Raw genomic sequence first — 17815 nt, 5'->3', positions numbered from 1 at the left:
GCCTTTGAAATCAACGGCTTACCCGCCTGGCACGGTCCCTGCGCAGCAATGGCCAGGAGACATACACACATGACTTGGCAACCCGAAGTGGACGAGATCGCCTACCGCCGCGCGCTGGCCGCGAAGCTCGGTGGCGAGGACAAGGTGGCGCGGCACAAAGCTGCAGGCAAGCTGACGGTGCGCGAACGCATCGCCGGCTGCACCGACCCGGAGTCGTTCGTGGAAGTGGGCTCGTTGACGGGCTCGGGCCAGTATGACAGCCTGGGCCGGCTGGTGGATTTCACGCCGTCCAACCTCGTCATGGGCCGCGCGCGCATCGGCGGGCGACCGGTGGTCGTGGTGGGGGACGATTTCACGGTCCGCGGGGGTGCCAACGACGGCGCCGTGGGCGACAAGCTCATCTTCGCGGAGAAGATGGCGCACGACCTGCGACTGCCGATGGTCCGGCTGGTCGACGGCACGGGCGGCGGCGGTTCGGTGCGCAACATCGAGACCAAGGGCTACACCAGCGTGCCGACCATGAAGGTCTGGAGCCAGGTGGTGGAGAACCTCTCCACCGTGCCCGTCGTGTCGCTCGCGCTGGGCTCGGTGGCGGGCATGGGGGCGGCACGGGTCGCCTCGAGCCACTACTCGGTCATGGTCAAGGACACCGCTCAGGTGTTCAACGCGGGCCCGCCCGTGGTGGCGCGCATCGGTCAGACGGTGACCAAGAACGAACTCGGCGGCAGCCACATCCACACGCGCAACGGCGTGGTCGACGACGAGGTGGCGACCGAGGAAGAGGCCTTCGAACGCGTGCGCGGCTTTCTCTCGTACCTGCCGTCGTCCGTGCATGAACTGCCCGCGCGCGGCGAGGTGCGCGACGACCCCGCGCGCCGCGACGAATGGCTGCTGTCCGCCATTCCGCGCGACGGCCGCAAGGTCTACAAGGTCCGGCCGATCGTCGAATGCCTGGTGGACAGCGGTTCGTTCCTGGAAACCGGCCGCCAGTGGGGCCGCGCCATCGTCACCGGACTGGCGCGCATCGACGGCTGGCCCGTGGCCGTGGTCGCGAGCGACCCGTATTTCTATGGCGGCGGCTGGGATGGCCTCTCGGCCGAGAAGTTCACGCGCTTCGTCGACCTGGCGCAGACCTTCCATCTGCCGGTGGTGAACCTGGTGGACATCGCCGGCTTCCAGATCGGCGTGGAGGCCGAGAAGGCCGGGATCATGCGCTACGGCGTGCGCGCGCTGGCGGCGGTGTACCAGGCCACGGTGCCGTGGTGCAGCCTGATCGTCCGGCGGGCCTACGGCGTGGCCGCGGCGGGCCACCAGCACATGGGGCGCTTCAACTTCCGCTACGCCTGGCCGTCGGCCAACTGGGGTTCGTTGCCGATCGAGGGCGGGCTCGAGGTGGCCTACAAGGCCGAGATCGAAGGCGCGGACGACCCGGTGCAAAAGCGCGCCGAGATCGAGCAGCGCGTGCGCAGCCTCAGTTCGCCGTTCCGGACCGCCGAAGCCTTCGGCATCGACGAGGTGATCGACCCGCGCGACACGCGCCGGCTGCTGTGCGAATTCGTCCATCTGGCCGCGCCGCTGCGCGAGCCGGGAGCTCCCCGCTTCGGCCTGCGCCCCTGAATCAACAACCAAGAAGGAGACAAGAACATGACCGAAACGCATCGCCGTCCGTCCACGCGCCGCATCCTCGCCGCGCTGGGCCTGGCCGCCTCGTGCCTGGCCATTGCGCCGGCGCAGGCGCAGGCGGACAACTGGCCGAGCAAGCCGATCCGCATCCTGGTCGGCTTTCCGGCCGGTTCGTTCACCGACACCATCGCGCGCAGCGTGGCGGACCAGCTCGGCAGGCAGCTGGGCCAGCCCGTGGTGGTGGAGAACAAGCCCGGCGCCAACGGCGCCATCGGCGTGGGCGAGGCCGCACGGGCCGCGCCCGACGGCTACACGCTGTTGGTCACCAACTCGAGCAGCATCACGATCAATCCGCAGATCTACAAGAAGATCACCTACCAGCCGAAGGACTTCGCGCCGGTCGCCATGCTGCTGGACGCGCCTTTCATCCTGGCGGCCAACCCCGCCTGGGCAAGCAAGAACCAGATCCGCGAACCCAAGGACGTGATCGCATACGCCCGGCGCAATCCCGACAAGATCAGCTATGGCTCGGCGGGCCCGGGCAACATCGCGCATCTGGCCTTCGCGTCGTGGAGCAACCGAGCCGACGTCAAGACGACGCACGTGCCCTACAAGAGCGCCTCGCAGGCGCAGTTGGCGGTGCTCAGCGGCGAGCTGGCCCTTCAGTTCGACACCTGGAGCGCGCTGCCGCAGATCGCCGCGGGCAAGCTGGTGCCGCTGGCCGTCACCGCGCCCAATCGCATGAAGCAGCTGCCCGACGTGCCCACGATGGCCGAAGCGGGCTATGCCGACTTCAACGTCACCTTCTGGGCCGGCCTGTTCGCGCCGGCCGGGACGCCGCCGGCCATCGTCGATCGCCTCTACGAGGCGACGCAGGGCATGCTCAAGGACGAGCGCGCACGCAACGTGCTCACCAGCCAGGGCGACATGGCGATGCTGCCGCCCGGGCCTTTCGGCGAACGGATCGCCAAGGAAGTGGCCGACTGGAAGCAGGTGATCCAGCGCGAAGCCATCTCGCTGGACTGAAACGAGGTTCGCGTGTCTTTGCTGCAAACCTTGAGCCCCGGCGCCGTGGCCATCCTCGGCGCCTCCGACAACCCCATCAAGCCGGGTGGCCGGCCGATCCACTACATGCGCCGCCACGGCTATGCGGGGCGCGTCTTCCCGATCAACCCGAACCGCAGCGAGGTGCAGGGCCTGCCCGCCTACGCGTCGTTGAAGGCGCTGCCGCAGGCACCGGACGTGGTGGTCATCAGCGTTGCCGGCGAGGACGTGGCGGCCGCCATCGACGACTGCGCCGCCGCGGGTGCCAGGGCGGCGGTCATCTACTCGTCGGGTTTTGCCGAGATGGGCGAAGCCGGGCGCGCGCAGCAGGCTGACCTGGTCGCCCGTGCGCGGCGCGGCGGCCTGCGCCTGTTCGGCCCCAATTGCCAGGGCGTGGCGAACTTCGCCACGGGGGCCATCCTCAATTTCTCGACCATGATCAACGAGAGCCCGCCCGCTGACGGTCCGGTGGCGATCGTGAGCCAGAGCGGCGCCGGGGCCGCGATCCTCTATGGCGGGCTGCGCCGCGCAGGCGTCGGCGTGCGCTACATGGTCTCCACCGGCAACGAAGCAGACGTCTGCGCCGCAGAAGCCGTGCTGGCGCTGATGGACGACCCGCAGATCCGACTCGTCGTGCTCTACGTCGAGACCCTGAGCCGCGCCGACCGCCTCGCTGAAGCGGCGCGAAGGGGGCGCGAGCGCGGTGTGACGATCCTCGTGGTGAAGGCGGGGCGCACCAGCGCCGGCCAGGCGACGGCCAGTTCGCACACCGGTGCCCTGGCCGGCGAGGATGCGCTGGCCGACGCTTTCCTGCGCCAGCACGGCATTCGGCGGCTCGCCGACTTCCGTGAAGCGATCGACTACGCACCGCTGTTCCTGTCGCAGCCTGCTGCACGCGGCAAGCGCGTGGTGAGCATCAGCAACTCGGGTGCGACCTGCGTGCTGTCGGCCGATGCGGCCGAGGAGTTCGGCCTGTGCATGGCGCCATTCGACGCTGCCACCCTCGCGAGATTGAAGCAGGCCTTGCCGCCGTACGTGAACGCGCGCAATCCCATCGACATGACCACGGCCCTGCTGGGCAAGCCCGAGACCTTCGGCAACACGCTGGCTGCGCTTGCCGGCAGCGGTGCCGTCGACCTGGTGCACGTCGGGTTCCCGATCGGCGGCGAGGGCTACGACTTCGCGGATTTCGCCGCGCAGGTCAGCCGCTTCGCGCAGGACAGCGGCGTGCCCGTGGCCGTCAGCGTGAACCAGGACTGGGTGGCGGCGGCTTTCCAGGCGCAAGGCGTGCCGACCTTCTGGAGCGAGCGTGCCGCCCTGCGCGGCCTCGCGCTGCTCGCCGCGCAGGCCGGGCCGCTATCTTCAACGGGCGTCGCGGCCCCGATCGCCGAACGGCCCGCGGTCATGCTCGACGAGCCGTCCACGCTGGCGCTGCTGCAAGCCGCAGGGCTGCCCGTGATGCGCCATGCGGTCGCCACGACCGAAGAAGCGGTGCGTGCCGCCTTCGACACCCTGCCGGCACCGCTCGTCGCCAAGGGCATCTCGGCCGACGTGGCCCACAAGTCGGAGCACGGGCTGGTGCGGCTGAACATCCGCGAACCGGCCCAGGCCGTGCAGGCATGGCGCGACTTTGCCGCCACCTTGCGCGACCTCGGCGCGCAGGACGGCGGCCTGCTGCTGGGCGCCCAGCACCAGGCCGATTTCGAAATGGCGTTGGGTGCGCATGTCGATCCGTCGTTCGGCGTGGTCGTGATGATCGGCCACGGCGGTGTGCTGGTCGAGGTGCGCAAGGACGTGCAGTTCCTCGTCGCGCCGTTCAGCCGCGACCAGGCGCTCGCCGCCATCCAGCGGCTGAGGCTGGCGCCGGCCTTCGCCGCCGTTCGCGGCATGCAGGCCGTGGCGCTGGCGCCGTTGGCCGACATGATGGTGCGCCTGGGCGACTGGATGCTGGCCCAGGCCGGCCACGTGCAGTCGGTGGACGCCAACCCGGTGCTGGTGGCGCGCGGGGCGGCAACCCCGGTCATCGTCGATGCCGTGGCGGCCGTGGCGGCCGTGGCGGCGGGGGAGGCCGCATGAACGCACCGCGCCTTCCCCGCCGTGTGCTGGTCGCCAACCGCGGCGCGGTGGCCGCACGCGTGATCCGCACGCTGCAGCGCATGAACATCGAGGCGGTGGCCGTCTACTCCGAGGTCGACGCCGAGCTGCCCTACGTGCGCCTTGCCGACGCGGCTTTCGCGATCGGCCCTGCGCCCGCCCGGGAGAGCTACCTGAACCAGGCGCGCCTGCTCGAAGTGGCGCACCGGAGCGGTGCCGACGCGGTGCATCCGGGCTACGGATTCCTGTCGGAGCACGCCGATTTCGCCGAGGCCGTGCAGGCGCAGGGCCTGTGCTTCGTCGGGCCGTCGCCGCACTGGCTGCGCGTGCTCGGGCACAAGACGCAGGCGCGCGATTTCATGGCCGCGCAGGGCATGCCCCAGGCCGCCAGCTCGCGTGTGCTCGCGAGCAGCGACGAGGCCCTGGCCGCGGCGGCGCGCCTCGGCTACCCGGTGCTGGTCAAGCCGGCCGGCGGTGGCGGCGGCATCGGCATGCTCCCCGCGCGTGATGCGCAGGAACTGGCGGCCGCCTGGGCCAAGGCCAGCGGCATCGCTGCCAAGTTCTTCGCATCGGCCGAGCTGTACCTCGAAAAACTGGTGGAGGCACCACGCCACATCGAATTCCAGGTGCTGGCCGACCGCCACGGCGAGGTGCGCATCCTGTTCGAGCGCGACTGCTCAGTGCAGCGCCGCCACCAGAAGGTGGTGGAAGAGGCGCGCCCCGCAGGCATTCCCGAGGCGCAGCTGGCCGACATGCGGCGACTGCTGTCGGCGCTGCTGTCGCGCATCGGCTACGACGTGATCGGCACGGTCGAAACGCTCTACACGCCGCGGGACGGGTTCATGTTTCTCGAGATGAACACCCGCCTGCAGGTCGAGCATGCGGTGACGGAGGAAATCACCGGCATCGACATCGTCGAGGCGCAGATCCGGCTCGCGGCCGGCGAGCCCATGCAGCGCGTGCTGCCTGCACCGCCGCAGGCCAGCGGCCATGCGATCGAAGCGCGCATCTATGCCGAGGACCCGGTGCGCTTTTTGCCCTCACCGGGGCGGCTGACGCGCTTCGCGCTGCCCTCGGGTGAGGGCGTGCGGGTGGAGACCGGCTATGCCGAGGGCAGCTGCGTCACGCCGTTCTACGACCCGATGGTGGCCAAGCTCGTCGCGCACGGCCACGACAGGACCGAGGCCATCTCGCGCCTGCAGGCGGCACTGGCACGGACCCGCATCGAAGGCGTGAAGACCAACATCCCGTTCATCCAGCGCGTGCTGGTCGACCCTGACTTTCGGGCCGGCCGCATCGACACCGGCATCGCCCAGCGCGTGGCCGCCATCCCATCTTCTCCCTCAGTGAACCTGCCATGACCACAGTCGAAAGCCCCATTGCCGGCCTTGTTGCCGCCATCGAAACCAGCGAAGGTGCCGCCGTCGAAGCCGGTGCGGTCCTCATCGTCGTCGAGTCGATGAAGATGGAGATCCCGGTGGAGGCCGAGGCAGCCGGCGTCGTGCGCCGGCTGCTCGTTGCCGTCGGCGACCGGATCGCGGAGGGCCAGGCCATCGCGGAGCTCGGATGAGCGTCGCCGAGACAGGCTATTTCGGCATCGACGTGCCGTTCATGCGGCACATCGGCCTGGAGGCCGTGGGGCTCGAGCCCGGCTGCGCACGCACGCGGCTGCCGATGCGTCCCGAGCTGGTCAACAGCCGGGGCCATGGGCATGGCGGCGCCATGATGAGCGCGCTCGACTTCACGCTGAGCGCGGCCGCCCGCTCGCACGATCCGCTTGGGCAGGGCGTGATCACCGTCGAGATGAGCACCCATTTTCTTGCTGCCGCCACGACCGACCTGCTGATCGAAGCGCGCGTGCTGCGCGGCGGCGCGCGCACCGTCTTCTGCGAAGGCGATGTGCGTGACAGTGCGGGCGAGGTGGTCTGTACGGCGCGCGCCGTGTTCAAGCTCGTCGCGCTCGGGCGCTAGGTGCTGTCGCAGAAGCTGCCCGGAGGAGCGAACGCCGCCGGCGCCTTCATTGCCCGAGCGCCGACCGCAAAAAGCGCAGGAAGCGCGCGTCGCTCGCATAGGCCACATTGATTCGCAATGCCGGCGGATGATTGTTTCGATCGGGAAAAAACACGGACCCCGGCGCGAGGAATATGCCCTTGGCAGCGGCTTCGCGCGTGAGCTTGAGTTCGTCGACGGACGCAGGCAATTCGCCCCAGAGGTAGTAGCCGTTCGAATCGGCCGCATGCACGCGAACGCCTGCGCGCGCCAGCGCTCCGATGGCGGGCCGGTGCACTTCGGCCAGGCGGGTCTTGAGTCGATTCAGGTGCCGCCGGTACTGCCCGGCCGAAATCAATTGGTGCACCACCCTTTCCACGAAGTCCGAAGTGGACACCACGGTGACCATCTTGAGGTCGCAGATCGCGGCGATGCGTTCGACGGCGCCTGCGATGTAGCCGACCCGAAGACCTGCCGACAAGGTCTTGGAGAAGCTGCTCACGTAGATCACGCGTTCGAGCTGATCCAGCGCGGCCAGGCGAGGGGCGGACGCGGGTAGCAGATCGGCAAACGGGTCGTCCTCCACGACGAGGCAGTCGAATTCCGCCGCAAGCTGCAGCAGCTTGTGGGCCTTCGGCAGACTGATCGAGCCGCCCGTGGGGTTGTGCGCGAGCGATTGGGTGAAGAAGACCTTGGGCCGGTGCAGATGCAGGTACTTCTGCAGGAGGTCGAGATCCGGCCCGTCGGACATGCGAGGAATACCCAGCATCTCCACTTTGGCGAGTTTCAGTTTGCCGAAGAGCGGGTAGTAGCCGGGCGAGTCCACCAGCACCTTGTCGCCCGGTTCCAGCAGATGGCGCACGATCAGGTCGAGTGCATGGTTTGCGCCCTGCGTGAGCAGAACCTGTCGCGCATGCACCTGGATGCTGCGTTCACCGAGCAGGCGGACCACCGTCTCGCGCAGGGGCAGGTAGCCCCAGGGCGTGCCATAGCCGTGCTCGATGTCCGACAGGCCATGCGCACGCGCGCGACGCAGGTGGCTGCCGAGCTCGGAGCCCTCCATCCACGACGCGGGCGGGCGGCCATCGCCGACGCGCACCTCGTAGTGCTGTTCCAGCTGCTCCCGCAGCAGCGACACCACGTCCACGGCCGCCGCCACGTGCGGCGCCGGGGCCGAGGCGCGGGTGCGCGTGATCTTGCGGACGTAGTAGCCGGACCCGGGTCGCGACTCGGCATGGCCGCGGGCGACGAGCCGGTTGTAGGCCTCGACAACCGTGTTGATGCCGAGGCCTTCCACGCGGGCGGTGTCTCGCACCGAGCGCAGGCGGGCGCCGGCGGGCAGGTCGTCGTGTTCGATCGCGCGCAGCAGCTTCTGCGTGAGCGCCTCGACCTTCGTGCCGGAGGGTGGGGTGACCATGGAGACTTCGTGAAGGGAGTGGACTGTTCCCATTGGTGGGTGGATACAGTTCATCGAACTGTGCCCAAACTGTATCCCTTCCGGGCTGCGTTGTCTCATAGACTGGCCGCGATCGCAGCGAGGACGGGGCTTGCCCCACCGTGGACGCTGCGACGCGAAGCCCCGGCATCCGATCGGGGATCCATCATCCTACGGAGACAGTGACATGACCCAACCGCCGATGGCTCGCCGCCAGATCATCAAATCCGCTCTCGCCGCGACCGTTGTGGCCACCCCTCTGTTGGCGCAGGCCCAAGGCGCCAGCGTGACGTGGCGCATGCAGGCGTTGTGGGACGGCGGAACGACACCGCAGAAATTCGAGGAGCGTTTCGTGGCCCGCGTTGCCGAGCTGACGGGTGGCCGCTTCAAGATCAACCTGTTCGCCGCGGGTCAGATCGTTCCGGCGGCGCAGGCCTTCGATGCCGTGCGCGGCGGGGCCTTCGAGCTTATGAAGACCTTCGATGGCTACGAAGCCGGCAAGATTCCGGCCTTCGCCTTCACCAGTACCATTCCGTTCGGCTTCGCGGAAAGCGACGAGTACGAGGCCTGGTTCTACGAGCGTGGCGGCCTGGCGATGGCGCGACAGGCGTACGCACCGGCCGGCCTGCATTACATCGCGCCCACCGTCTACGGGCAGGAGCCGTTGCACTCCAAGGTGCCGATCCGAAAGATCTCCGATCTGGCCGGCAAGAAAGGTCGTTTCGTCGGGCTGGCGTCGGCGGTGATGGGCGCCATGGGCGTGTCCGTCACGCCGCTGCCCACGGGCGAGGTGTATTCGGCGCTCGACAAGGGCGTCATCGACATGGCGGACCGGGGCGATCTGACGGCCAACTTCGAGGCCGGACTGGCCGAAGTGGCGAAGTACGTGGTGGTGCCCGGGTTTCATCAACCGACCACCGCGACCGCTTACGTCGCCAACCGGGCGGCCCACGAGAAACTTCCTGCCGAGTTCAAGGCGGCGCTGGCAGTTGCCGCGCGCGAGGTGTCCGCCGCGCTGCGTCAGCACATCCTGGTGAGCGATGCAACGGTGCTGAGCAAGTACGCAGCCAAGGGATGCGAGATCATCCGCTTCAGCGCGGCCGACATCGCCGCGGCCCGGCCCAAGGCGATGGAGGCCTGGCGCTCGGCTACCAAGGGCGATCCGCTGGCGACGAAGATTCTGGACAGCCAGATCGCCTTCATGAAGGAACTGGGCCTGCTGGCCTGACCTGACGCCTCACCGATCGGCACACCCGGGTGCCGGTCTTCATTCCCTTTTCGAGGAGTTCGGCATGCCCGTCTGGCTGTCCGTTCCCGCCTCGGCCATCACCACCTTCAACCGCTGGCTGTTTCAGGCCACGGTGTGGCTGATGGCCGTGGTGGTTCCCGTCATGCTCTATGAAGTGGTGGCGCGCTATGTCTTCGACGCGCCTACCGTCTGGGGCATGGAATTGGCCGTGCTGCTGTTCGGCCCCTATTTCCTGTTCGGGGGGCCCTACCTGTTGCACCTCAAGGGCCATGTCGCTCTGGATCTCGTGCGCCAGCGGCTGAGCGCCGCCTGGGTGCGCCGCCTGGACCTGGTGAACTACCCCGTGATCGTGATTTTCTGCGCCATCCTGCTGTACTTCAGCGTGCCCTCTGCGTGGAGCGCCTGGACCTACCGGGAAACCAGTTTCTCGGCATGGAATCCGCCGATCTGGCCGGTCAAGGCGGCCGTGCCCCTGGCGTTGGCCTTCATGTTGTTGCAGGCGCTCGCGGAGTGGGTGTATGCCTGGTTCGGCCACCCGCTGGACGCGGCCGCAGCGCATGAGGGGGTCGCGCTGTGAGTGCCAATCTCATTTTGCTGATGATGTTCGGCAGTCTCACGCTGTTCATGCTCAGCGGACTGCCCATCGCCTTCGTGCTTGGCGGCCTGTCGCTGCTTTTCACGGTCACGCTGTGGGAGCCGAATGCGGTGATCGTTCTGGTCCTGCAGATCTTCGACACCATGAAGTCGGAAGCGCTGTTGGCCATTCCGTTGTTCATCCTGATGGCCTGCATCCTGCAGCGCGCCGGCGTGATCGAAGACCTCTACAAGGCGATGGAACTCTGGTTCGGCCGCCTGCGCGGAGGGCTCGCCATCGGGACCGTGATCATCTGCGTAGTCATGGCCGCGATGACCGGCGTGGTCGGCGCGGCCGTCACGGCCATGGGCATCCTCGCGCTGCCCGAGATGCTGCGCCGGGGATACAAGCCCGAACTGGCACTGGGAACCATCTGCGCATCGGGAACGCTCGGGATCCTGATTCCGCCTTCGGTGCTGACCATCGTCTACGCCGTCACGGCGCAGATATCCATCGGCCAGATGCTGATTGCCGGACTCGTTCCCGGCCTGATCCTGGCCAGCCTGTACATCGCCTACATCCTGATCGTGAGCTGGCTCAAGCCGGAGTGGGTACCGCTCGACAAAGGCGCCCATGTCGCAACGTGGCCCGAGAAGCTGCTGGCCTTGAAGGCGCTGGTGTTCCCGACGATGCTGATCGTGATCATCCTCGGATCGATCTTCTTCGGTGTCGCCACGCCCACCGAATCGGCCGCGGTGGGCGTGGCCGGCGCGTTGATTCCAGCCGCTCTCAAGCGCCGCCTGGGCATGCTGCGCGATGCGGGATTCGATGCGCTCAAGGCCACGTCGATGATCCTGTGGATCACGCTCGGTGCCAAGGCCTATGTGGCCATCTTCACAGGCCTGGGCGGGGCGGACACGCTGCTCGAAATCATCAAGGGGCTGGAGGTCAACCGCTGGCTGATCCTTGGCGCGATGATGCTGCTGCTGGTGTTTTTGGGGACCGTGCTCGACGAACTCGGGATCATCCTGCTCACGGTGCCGGTGTTCCTGCCGATCGTGCGCCTGCTCGGCTTCGACGAACTCTGGTTCGGCGTGCTCTACGCCATCACCATCCAAATGGGCTACATCAGCCCGCCATTCGGCTACACGCTCTTCTATATCAAGGGCACGCTGCCTCGAAACATCGGCATGGGTGCGGTCTACCGCGGCATCCTTCCCTTCTTCGCGCTGCAGTTCGTCGGCCTGCTGATCTGTGCCGCCTTCCCCGATCTCGTCACGTTCCTTCCCAAGCTCATGACAGCGCGCTGAGCGTTCACCACCCCCTGAAGACCATGAACACACAAGCTCCAAGCAGCCGCATCGGCGGTTTCCACAAGCTGCCGATGCCGCAACGTATCGAGGCCGTGGCAGCGTTCGCTGCGCTCGACGCCGCAGAACAGGCCCACCTGCTCGACACCGGCAACCTGTCGGCCGACCTGGCGGACCACCTGATCGAGAACGTGATCGGGACCATGAACATCCCGGTGGGCATCGCCACCAACATGAAGATCGACGGCGTCGATCGCCTCATTCCCATGGCGACCGAAGAGTCTTCGGTGGTGGCGGCGGTCTGCAATGCCGCGCGCCAGTCCTATGACAGTGGAGGGTTCGTCACGTCCATTTCCGGCACGCAGATGATTGCCCAGATCCAGCTGACCGGCGTCGGCGACCCCGAGCACGCGCGCATCAGGATCCTCGAGCAAAGGGACGAGATCCAGGCCCTTTGCGACAGTTGCGATCCGGTGCTGGTGGGGCTGGGCGGCGGCTTCCGTGATCTGGAGGTACGCGTGATCCAGACCCAGGGTGGACCCATGGTCATCACCCACCTGGTGGTCGATACGCGCGATGCCATGGGCGCGAATGCCGTGAACACCATGGCCGAGAAGCTGGCGCCACGCATCGCCGGCTGGACCGGCGGCAAGACCAACCTGCGCATCCTCTCCAACCTTGCCGATCGGCGCCTGGCGCGGGCGCGTTGTACCTGGCGACTGGCCGACATCGGCGGCGAAGCTGTGCGTGACGCCATGATCTCGGCCTACCACTTCGCCGACGCCGATCCTTACCGGGCGGCGACCCATAACAAGGGTGTCATGAACGGCATCAGCGCCGTCGTGCTGGCGACGGGGAACGACACCCGCGCGGTGGAGGCCGGTGCCCATGCCTATGCGGCTCGCCAGGGTCGCTATGGCAGCCTGACACGCTGGGAAGTCACGGCCGAGAGGGACCTGGCTGGCTCCATCGAGGTGCCGATGGCCGTGGGTCTGGTCGGCGGCGCCACCAAGCTGCATCCCACCGCCAGGCTGGGGCTGAAGATCCTGGGCGTCACTTCGGCGCAGGAGCTGGCGCGGATCATCGCGGCTGTCGGTCTGGCGCAGAACTTCTCGGCCTTGAAGGCGCTGGCGACGGCGGGGATCCAGAAGGGCCATATGGCCCTGCATTCACAGAACATCGCCATGATGGCGGGCGCTGTGGGCGACGAGATCGAACATGTGGCGCGTGCGCTGGTGAGTCAGGGTGCGGTGCGGCTGGATCTGGCCGAAGCCGAACTGCAGCGTCTGCGTGCCGGCGGCGCATGATGCCGACCAACTGCCGAAGATAGGAACGCCTGGCCGAGGCCCGCGCCGCCGCTGTGCCGCGCATCACCGCACGTCAACGCGCCATGAGCAGGCTGATGTCCTGCCGATAGCCTTGCAGCCGCTGCACCGCCTTGTCGCGCTGGCCCGCGCTGGCCGTGGCGTGCAGCGCCGCCAGATTGCGGCAGCCCTCCTCGAGCAGCGCCTGCTGGTGCTCGCGCCAGGGGCCGGGCGGCGGATCGGCGATGCGCAACACATGCGCATGGACCGCGGCACGTGCCTCGGCGGCAGGCGGCCGCTCGGTCTGGAAGCCGCGCAGCGGCGCCAGCATCTCCCGCTGCCGCACGCGGCGTTCCGCATCGGCGAGCCTCGGGTCGAACACCGACTGGGCGATCTGGCGCCGAAGCAGGTCGCGCTGCGCGGGTTCGAGCCGGCCATAGAAGTCTTCCAGGCGCTCGAGGAAGCGGTCGTAGCGCCGCTCGTGCACCTCGGCCTTGCTGCGGTCCAGCCATTCCTTGCGGTATTCGGCGTTGATCTTCGCGTACTTGCGTTCGAGCTGCTGCAGTTGCGCGTCACCCAGGCCCAGCGCGATGTCGGCGATCGCGGGTTCCGCCTGCACGGCCACCGCGAGCAGGCGCTCGCGGATCTGCTCTGCCATGCGGCAGGCCTGGTCGGCGCTCACCTCGCCCGGCGCCAGCGCCTGCGCATCCTGCAGCAGGGCGGCCACGCGCGGCAGCTCGTTGCGGCGGTGCCATTCGAGCAGGCGCGCGAGTTCGTCGCGCACCTTCGGTGTCTGCGCGCCGTCGAAATCGAGGTAGCCGTCGAGCCACCAGTAGCTCAGTTCGGGCAGGTTGTTGTAGGCCAGGCGTACCGTGCTGCAGGCCCCGAGCGCGGCGGCCACCAGCAGCACGCCGATAATCCGCGCCAGCTTGGGGCAACACGACATTCGAGTAGAAAGACGCATGAATCAGATTTCGCAAGAGAACCAGGGGCCGGTCGACGTGGTCGTCATGGCAGCCGGCAAGGGCACGCGCATGAAGAGCAGGCTGCCCAAAGTGTTGCATCGTTTGGCCGGGCGCGCACTGCTGGCGCACGTGACCGACACCGCGGCGCGCCTTGGCGCGCGCCATGTGGTGGTGATCACCGGCCATGGTGCGGCCGAGGTCGAGGCCGCCATGGCCGCGCCCGCCGCCGGCGGCAGCTTGCAGTTCGCGCGCCAGGAACCGCAGCTCGGCACCGGCCATGCGGTGCAGCAGGCCATGCCGCTGCTGCCCGACGACGGCACCGTGCTGGTGCTCTCGGGCGACGTACCGCTGATCGCCGAAGACACGCTGCGCGCGCTGATCGCCGCCAGCGCGGGCGGGCGGCTCGCGCTGCTCACGATCGAATTCGCCGACCCCACGGGCTACGGCCGCATCGTGCGCGACGAGGGCGGGGGCGAGGTCCGCGCCATCGTCGAGCAGAAGGACGCCAGCGAGGCCGAGCGCGCGATCCGCGAGGTCTACAGCGGCATGATGGCCGTGCCCGCGGCGCTGCTCAAGGGCTGGCTCGCGCGGCTGGACAACCGCAATGCACAGGGCGAGTACTACCTCACCGACATCGTCAAGTTCGCCGCCGCCGATGGCGTGCCCGTGGTGGCGCACGTCACCACCGATGCGCTGCAGGTCGCCGGCATCAACAGCCCCGCGCAGCTCGCCGCGCTCGAGCGCGCCTGGCAGCTGCGGCAGGCCGATGCGCTGATGGCGCAGGGGGTGCGGCTCGCCGATCCGGCGCGTTTCGACCTGCGCGGCACGCTGGCCTGCGCTACCGACGTCGAGATCGACGTCAACTGCGTGTTCGAAGGCGCGGTGTTCCTCGGCGAGGGCGTGCGCATCGGTGCCAACTGCGTGATCGCCAATGCACGCATCGAGGCGGGTGCGGTGATCCATCCGTTCACCCACATCGACGGCGAGAAGGCGGGCGTGTCGGTCGGCGAGAACGCCCTCGTCGGCCCCTTCGCGCGGCTGCGGCCCGGTGCCCAGCTCGGCGCCGAGGTGCACATCGGCAACTTCGTGGAGGTCAAGAACTCGACCCTGGCCGAAGGCGCCAAGGCCAATCATCTGGCCTACCTGGGCGACGCCACCGTGGGCCGGCGCGTCAACTACGGCGCGGGCAGCATCACGGCCAACTACGACGGCGCCAACAAGCACCGCACCATCATCGAGGACGACGTGCACGTGGGCAGCAATTGCGTGCTGGTGGCGCCCGTCACCATCGGCGCGGGCGGCACCATCGGCGGCGGCTCGACGGTCAACAAGTCGACCGCGCCCGGCGCGCTCACGGTGGCGCGCAGCAAGCCCGTCAGCTTCCCGGACTGGCAGCGGCCGCAAAAGAAGAAATAGGCAGCCGGGGCTCGAACTTCGCGCGCTTCAGGCTGAAGAAGGCCTTGACGTTGCGCACGTTGGCATCGGCCGTGAAGAGCCGCTGCGCGAGGGCGCCGTAGCCGGGCATGTCGCGCGTGGCGACCACCAGCACGAAATCCGGCCCGGGCGAGACGCGCCAGCACTGCTGGACCGCGTCGTCTTCGATCACGCGGGCCTCGAAGGCGTCGAGCGCGGCGGCGTCCTGGCGGTCGAGCGAGATCTCGACCACCGCCTGCAGCCCGTGGCCCTGCGCGGCCGCAAGGCGGTCGGGCGAGAGTAAGGCCACCTGCCGCTCGATCAGACCTTCCTGTCGCAGTCGCTGCACGCGGCGCAGGCAGGTGGGCGGCGAGACGCCCACGTCGGCAGCCAGTTGTTGGTTGGTGCGCGAGGCGTCGCGCTGGAGTGCTTCGAGCAGGCGGAGGTCGATGGTGTCCAGTTCCATATATCCGTCGATTATGAAATAAAACTTCAGATCACCGGTGACATGGAATAAATAACCAGGTATGCGTTAGTTTTTGAATGCATATTTCTTGTGATGCTGCCTACCATCGACGGCTGTCCCGTTTCAGCTTTCATACTTGTCAAAGGCAACACCATGTGCGGCATCGTCGGCGCGGCATCCCATCGCAACATCGTTCCGGTCCTCGTCCAGGGCCTGCAGCGACTCGAATACCGCGGCTATGACTCCTGCGGCGTCGCGGTGCACGCGGGCGGGCTGGCCCGATCGCGCACCACCTCGCGCGTCGCCGAGCTCGAGACGCAGGTGCGCGAGGACCGCGTCGAAGGCCTGACCGGCATCGCCCACACGCGCTGGGCGACGCACGGCGCGCCGGCCGTGCACAACGCCCATCCGCACTTCAGCCACGGCCCGGGCGCCGATGCGCAGGGCGCGCGGCCGGGCCGCATCGCGCTCGTGCACAACGGCATCATCGAGAACCACGAGCCGCTGCGCGCGGCGCTCGAGGCCAAGGGCTACGTGTTCGAGAGCCAGACCGACACCGAGGTCATTGCGCACCTCGTCGACAGCCTCTACGACGGCGATCTGTTCGACGCCGTGAAGGCCGCGGTGCTGCAATTGCACGGCGCCTACGCCATTGCCGTGATCTGCCGCGACGAGCCGCAGCGCGTGGTGGGCGCGCGCGCCGGCTCGCCGCTGATCCTGGGCGCGGGCAAGGATGGCAGCGAGAACTTTCTTGCCAGCGATGCCATGGCCCTGGCCGGCGTGACCGACCAGATCGTCTACCTCGAAGAGGGCGACGTCGTCGACCTGCAGCCCGGCAAGTACTGGATCGTCGATCGCCAGCACAAGCCCGTGCAGCGCACCGTGCGCACGGTGCTGGCGCACAGCGGCGCGGCCGAGCTGGGCCCGTACCGCCACTACATGCAGAAAGAGATTTTCGAGCAGCCGCGCGCGATCGGCGACACCCTCGAAGGGGTGGCCGGCATCGTGCCCGAGCTGTTCGACGGCATCGGCCAGGACGGCGCCACGGGCGCGAGCGCGCACCGCGTCTTCAAGGACATCGACAGGATCCTCATCCTCGCCTGCGGCACCAGCTACTACAGCGGCTGCACCGCCAAGTACTGGCTCGAGGGCATCGCGAAGATCTCGACCCAGGTCGAGATCGCGAGCGAATACCGCTACCGCGAATCGGTGCCCGACCCGAAGACGCTGGTGGTCACCATCAGCCAGTCGGGCGAGACCGCCGACACGCTCGCCGCGCTCAAGCATGCGCGCTCGCTCGGCATGGAGCAGACGCTCACCATCTGCAACGTGGCCACCAGCGCCATGGTGCGCGAATGCAAGCTCGCCTACATCACGCGCGCAGGCGTCGAGATCGGCGTGGCCTCGACCAAGGCCTTCACCACGCAACTGGCCGGCCTGTTCCTGCTGACGCTGGCCATTGCGCAGAGCAAGGGCCGGCTCAGCGAGGCCGACGAGGCGCGCTACCTGAAGGAAATGCGCCACCTGCCCGTCGCACTGCAGTCGGTGCTCGCGCTCGAGCCGCAGATCATCGGCTGGGCCGAGGATTTCGCGCGCAAGGACAACGCACTCTTCCTGGGCCGTGGCCTGCACTACCCGATCGCACTCGAAGGCGCGCTCAAGCTCAAGGAGGTGACCTACATCCACGCCGAGGCCTACGCCGCCGGCGAACTCAAGCATGGCCCGCTCGCGCTGGTCACGAGCGAGATGCCAGTCGTGGCGGTGGCCCCGAACGACACCCTGCTCGAAAAGCTCAAGAGCAACCTGCAGGAAGTGCGCGCGCGCGGCGGCGTGCTCTACGTGCTGGCCGACGGCGACACGAAGATCAAGGGCGCCGAGGGCCTGAACGTGATCCGCATGCCCGAGCACTACGGCGCGCTCTCGCCGCTGCTGCATGTGGTGCCGCTGCAATTGCTGGCGTACCACACGGCGTGTGCACGCGGCACCGACGTGGACAAGCCGCGGAATTTGGCGAAGAGTGTGACGGTGGAGTAGGGCGTCTCGCTGTCGCGGCTGCGGCCTAGATTTACTAAGGTTGTGGATATTCTCTCCAGGGAAGACGGCGCGAACTACTAAATTTTTAAGTTCTGGATATTTCCGACTAAAAATTCTCACGCCGAACGACTTCATGGTCAGTCGCCGCATCGGAGCGCGTTTCAGGCGAGTACCCCTTGCGCGACATCGAGCGAATGAGCTTCGCATCAACGCCTCAGTCAGTTCATCAAAGACAATCGTGAATCGCCCCGGCTTTCATGGAGGCCGGTTGGTTTAAGTCATGCCGCCGTCTTGAAGGGCTGACTAGCGAGTTGC

The 17815-nt window shown here is 67.9% G+C and carries 15 protein-coding genes; 12 read left to right on the top strand and 3 right to left on the bottom strand.

What is annotated here, in order from left to right:
- Window positions 1–69: 69 nt before the first annotated feature.
- Genes AC3A6G_RS26200 through AC3A6G_RS26175 form a run of 6 tightly spaced genes read left to right on the top strand, consistent with a single transcriptional unit; the run spans window position 70 to window position 6732 of the window.
- Window positions 70–1617 (top strand): acyl-CoA carboxylase subunit beta, encoded by a 1548-nt coding sequence (locus tag AC3A6G_RS26200; RefSeq protein WP_487874983.1) that lies wholly within the window; start codon window positions 70–72, stop codon window positions 1615–1617.
- A 27-nt stretch (window positions 1618–1644) separates the two neighbouring features.
- Window positions 1645–2649 (top strand): Bug family tripartite tricarboxylate transporter substrate binding protein, encoded by a 1005-nt coding sequence (locus AC3A6G_RS26195; RefSeq protein WP_487874982.1) that lies wholly within the window; start codon window positions 1645–1647, stop codon window positions 2647–2649.
- A gap of 12 nt (window positions 2650–2661) precedes the next feature.
- Window positions 2662–4743, top strand: coding sequence for an acetate--CoA ligase family protein (locus AC3A6G_RS26190; RefSeq protein ID WP_487874981.1), 2082 nt, complete (start codon window positions 2662–2664; stop codon window positions 4741–4743).
- The gene (locus tag AC3A6G_RS26185) at window positions 4740–6122 is read left to right on the top strand and encodes an acetyl-CoA carboxylase biotin carboxylase subunit (RefSeq protein ID WP_487874980.1); all 1383 of its coding nucleotides are present in this window, start codon (window positions 4740–4742) and stop codon (window positions 6120–6122) included. Before AC3A6G_RS26190 ends, AC3A6G_RS26185 begins: the two co-directional genes overlap by 4 nt.
- Window positions 6119–6331 carry an acyl-CoA carboxylase biotin carboxyl carrier protein subunit gene (locus tag AC3A6G_RS26180; RefSeq protein ID WP_487862869.1) on the top strand — a complete coding sequence of 71 codons (213 nt, stop codon included), beginning with the start codon at window positions 6119–6121 and terminating at the stop codon, window positions 6329–6331. Before AC3A6G_RS26185 ends, AC3A6G_RS26180 begins: the two co-directional genes overlap by 4 nt.
- Window positions 6328–6732, top strand: a complete 405-nt coding sequence (locus AC3A6G_RS26175; RefSeq protein WP_487862870.1) for a PaaI family thioesterase — start codon at window positions 6328–6330, stop codon at window positions 6730–6732. The genes AC3A6G_RS26180 and AC3A6G_RS26175 overlap by 4 nt, the downstream gene beginning before the upstream one ends.
- A 46-nt stretch (window positions 6733–6778) precedes the next feature.
- Here the strand turns inward: AC3A6G_RS26175 and AC3A6G_RS26170 are convergent, their stop codons facing one another.
- Window positions 6779–8167 carry an aminotransferase-like domain-containing protein gene (locus tag AC3A6G_RS26170; protein WP_487862871.1) on the bottom strand — a complete coding sequence of 463 codons (1389 nt, stop codon included), beginning with the start codon at window positions 8165–8167 and terminating at the stop codon, window positions 6779–6781.
- A 205-nt stretch (window positions 8168–8372) separates the two neighbouring features.
- On the opposite strand from AC3A6G_RS26170, the gene dctP reads away from it, so the two are divergent.
- The 4 genes from dctP (at window position 8373) to AC3A6G_RS26150 (ending at window position 12625) form a co-directional block, all read left to right on the top strand.
- Window positions 8373–9413, top strand: a complete 1041-nt coding sequence (dctP, locus tag AC3A6G_RS26165) for a TRAP transporter substrate-binding protein DctP (protein ID WP_487862872.1) — start codon at window positions 8373–8375, stop codon at window positions 9411–9413.
- A gap of 64 nt (window positions 9414–9477) precedes the next feature.
- On the top strand, window positions 9478–10011 hold the full coding sequence (locus tag AC3A6G_RS26160; protein WP_487874979.1) for a TRAP transporter small permease subunit: 534 nt from the start codon (window positions 9478–9480) through the stop codon (window positions 10009–10011).
- Window positions 10008–11318 (top strand): TRAP transporter large permease, encoded by a 1311-nt coding sequence (locus AC3A6G_RS26155; RefSeq protein WP_487874978.1) that lies wholly within the window; start codon window positions 10008–10010, stop codon window positions 11316–11318. The genes AC3A6G_RS26160 and AC3A6G_RS26155 overlap by 4 nt, the downstream gene beginning before the upstream one ends.
- Entirely contained in the window at window positions 11315–12625 is a 1311-nt protein-coding gene (locus AC3A6G_RS26150) for a hydroxymethylglutaryl-CoA reductase, degradative (RefSeq protein ID WP_487874996.1), read from the top strand. Before AC3A6G_RS26155 ends, AC3A6G_RS26150 begins: the two co-directional genes overlap by 4 nt.
- A 73-nt stretch (window positions 12626–12698) precedes the next feature.
- Here the strand turns inward: AC3A6G_RS26150 and AC3A6G_RS26145 are convergent, their stop codons facing one another.
- Window positions 12699–13532, bottom strand: a complete 834-nt coding sequence (locus AC3A6G_RS26145; RefSeq protein ID WP_487874977.1) for a DUF6279 family lipoprotein — start codon at window positions 13530–13532, stop codon at window positions 12699–12701.
- A 52-nt stretch (window positions 13533–13584) separates the two neighbouring features.
- Between AC3A6G_RS26145 and glmU the strand changes: the two genes are divergently transcribed.
- Complete coding sequence (glmU, locus tag AC3A6G_RS26140) at window positions 13585–15003, top strand: bifunctional UDP-N-acetylglucosamine diphosphorylase/glucosamine-1-phosphate N-acetyltransferase GlmU (RefSeq protein WP_487874976.1); 1419 nt, start codon at window positions 13585–13587, stop codon at window positions 15001–15003.
- Here the strand turns inward: glmU and AC3A6G_RS26135 are convergent.
- Entirely contained in the window at window positions 14963–15466 is a 504-nt protein-coding gene (locus AC3A6G_RS26135; protein ID WP_487862877.1) for an Lrp/AsnC family transcriptional regulator, read from the bottom strand. The genes glmU and AC3A6G_RS26135 overlap by 41 nt on opposite strands.
- Window positions 15467–15619: 153 nt before the next feature.
- On the opposite strand from AC3A6G_RS26135, the gene glmS reads away from it, so the two are divergent.
- Entirely contained in the window at window positions 15620–17500 is a 1881-nt protein-coding gene (gene glmS / locus AC3A6G_RS26130; RefSeq protein WP_487874975.1) for a glutamine--fructose-6-phosphate transaminase (isomerizing), read from the top strand.
- Window positions 17501–17815: the final 315 nt, after the last annotated feature.

The sequence above is a fragment of the Variovorax sp. Soil_C_26 genome (assembly GCF_057657075.1).
The sequence above is the reverse complement of the archived record's forward strand: the minus strand, read 5'-3'. Positions and strand labels throughout refer to the sequence as shown.

Coding starts and splice junctions, on each gene's coding strand:
- dctP (WP_487862872.1), top strand. CDS start 8,373: ATGACCCAACCGCCGATGGCTCGCCGCCAGATCATCAAATCCGCTCTC.
- AC3A6G_RS26160 (WP_487874979.1), top strand. CDS start 9,478: ATGCCCGTCTGGCTGTCCGTTCCCGCCTCGGCCATCACCACCTTCAAC.
- AC3A6G_RS26195 (WP_487874982.1), top strand. CDS start 1,645: ATGACCGAAACGCATCGCCGTCCGTCCACGCGCCGCATCCTCGCCGCG.
- glmS (WP_487874975.1), top strand. CDS start 15,620: ATGTGCGGCATCGTCGGCGCGGCATCCCATCGCAACATCGTTCCGGTC.
- glmU (WP_487874976.1), top strand. CDS start 13,585: ATGAATCAGATTTCGCAAGAGAACCAGGGGCCGGTCGACGTGGTCGTC.
- AC3A6G_RS26180 (WP_487862869.1), top strand. CDS start 6,119: ATGACCACAGTCGAAAGCCCCATTGCCGGCCTTGTTGCCGCCATCGAA.
- AC3A6G_RS26135 (WP_487862877.1), bottom strand. CDS start 15,466: ATGGAACTGGACACCATCGACCTCCGCCTGCTCGAAGCACTCCAGCGC.
- AC3A6G_RS26170 (WP_487862871.1), bottom strand. CDS start 8,167: ATGGTCACCCCACCCTCCGGCACGAAGGTCGAGGCGCTCACGCAGAAG.
- AC3A6G_RS26175 (WP_487862870.1), top strand. CDS start 6,328: ATGAGCGTCGCCGAGACAGGCTATTTCGGCATCGACGTGCCGTTCATG.
- AC3A6G_RS26200 (WP_487874983.1), top strand. CDS start 70: ATGACTTGGCAACCCGAAGTGGACGAGATCGCCTACCGCCGCGCGCTG.
- AC3A6G_RS26185 (WP_487874980.1), top strand. CDS start 4,740: ATGAACGCACCGCGCCTTCCCCGCCGTGTGCTGGTCGCCAACCGCGGC.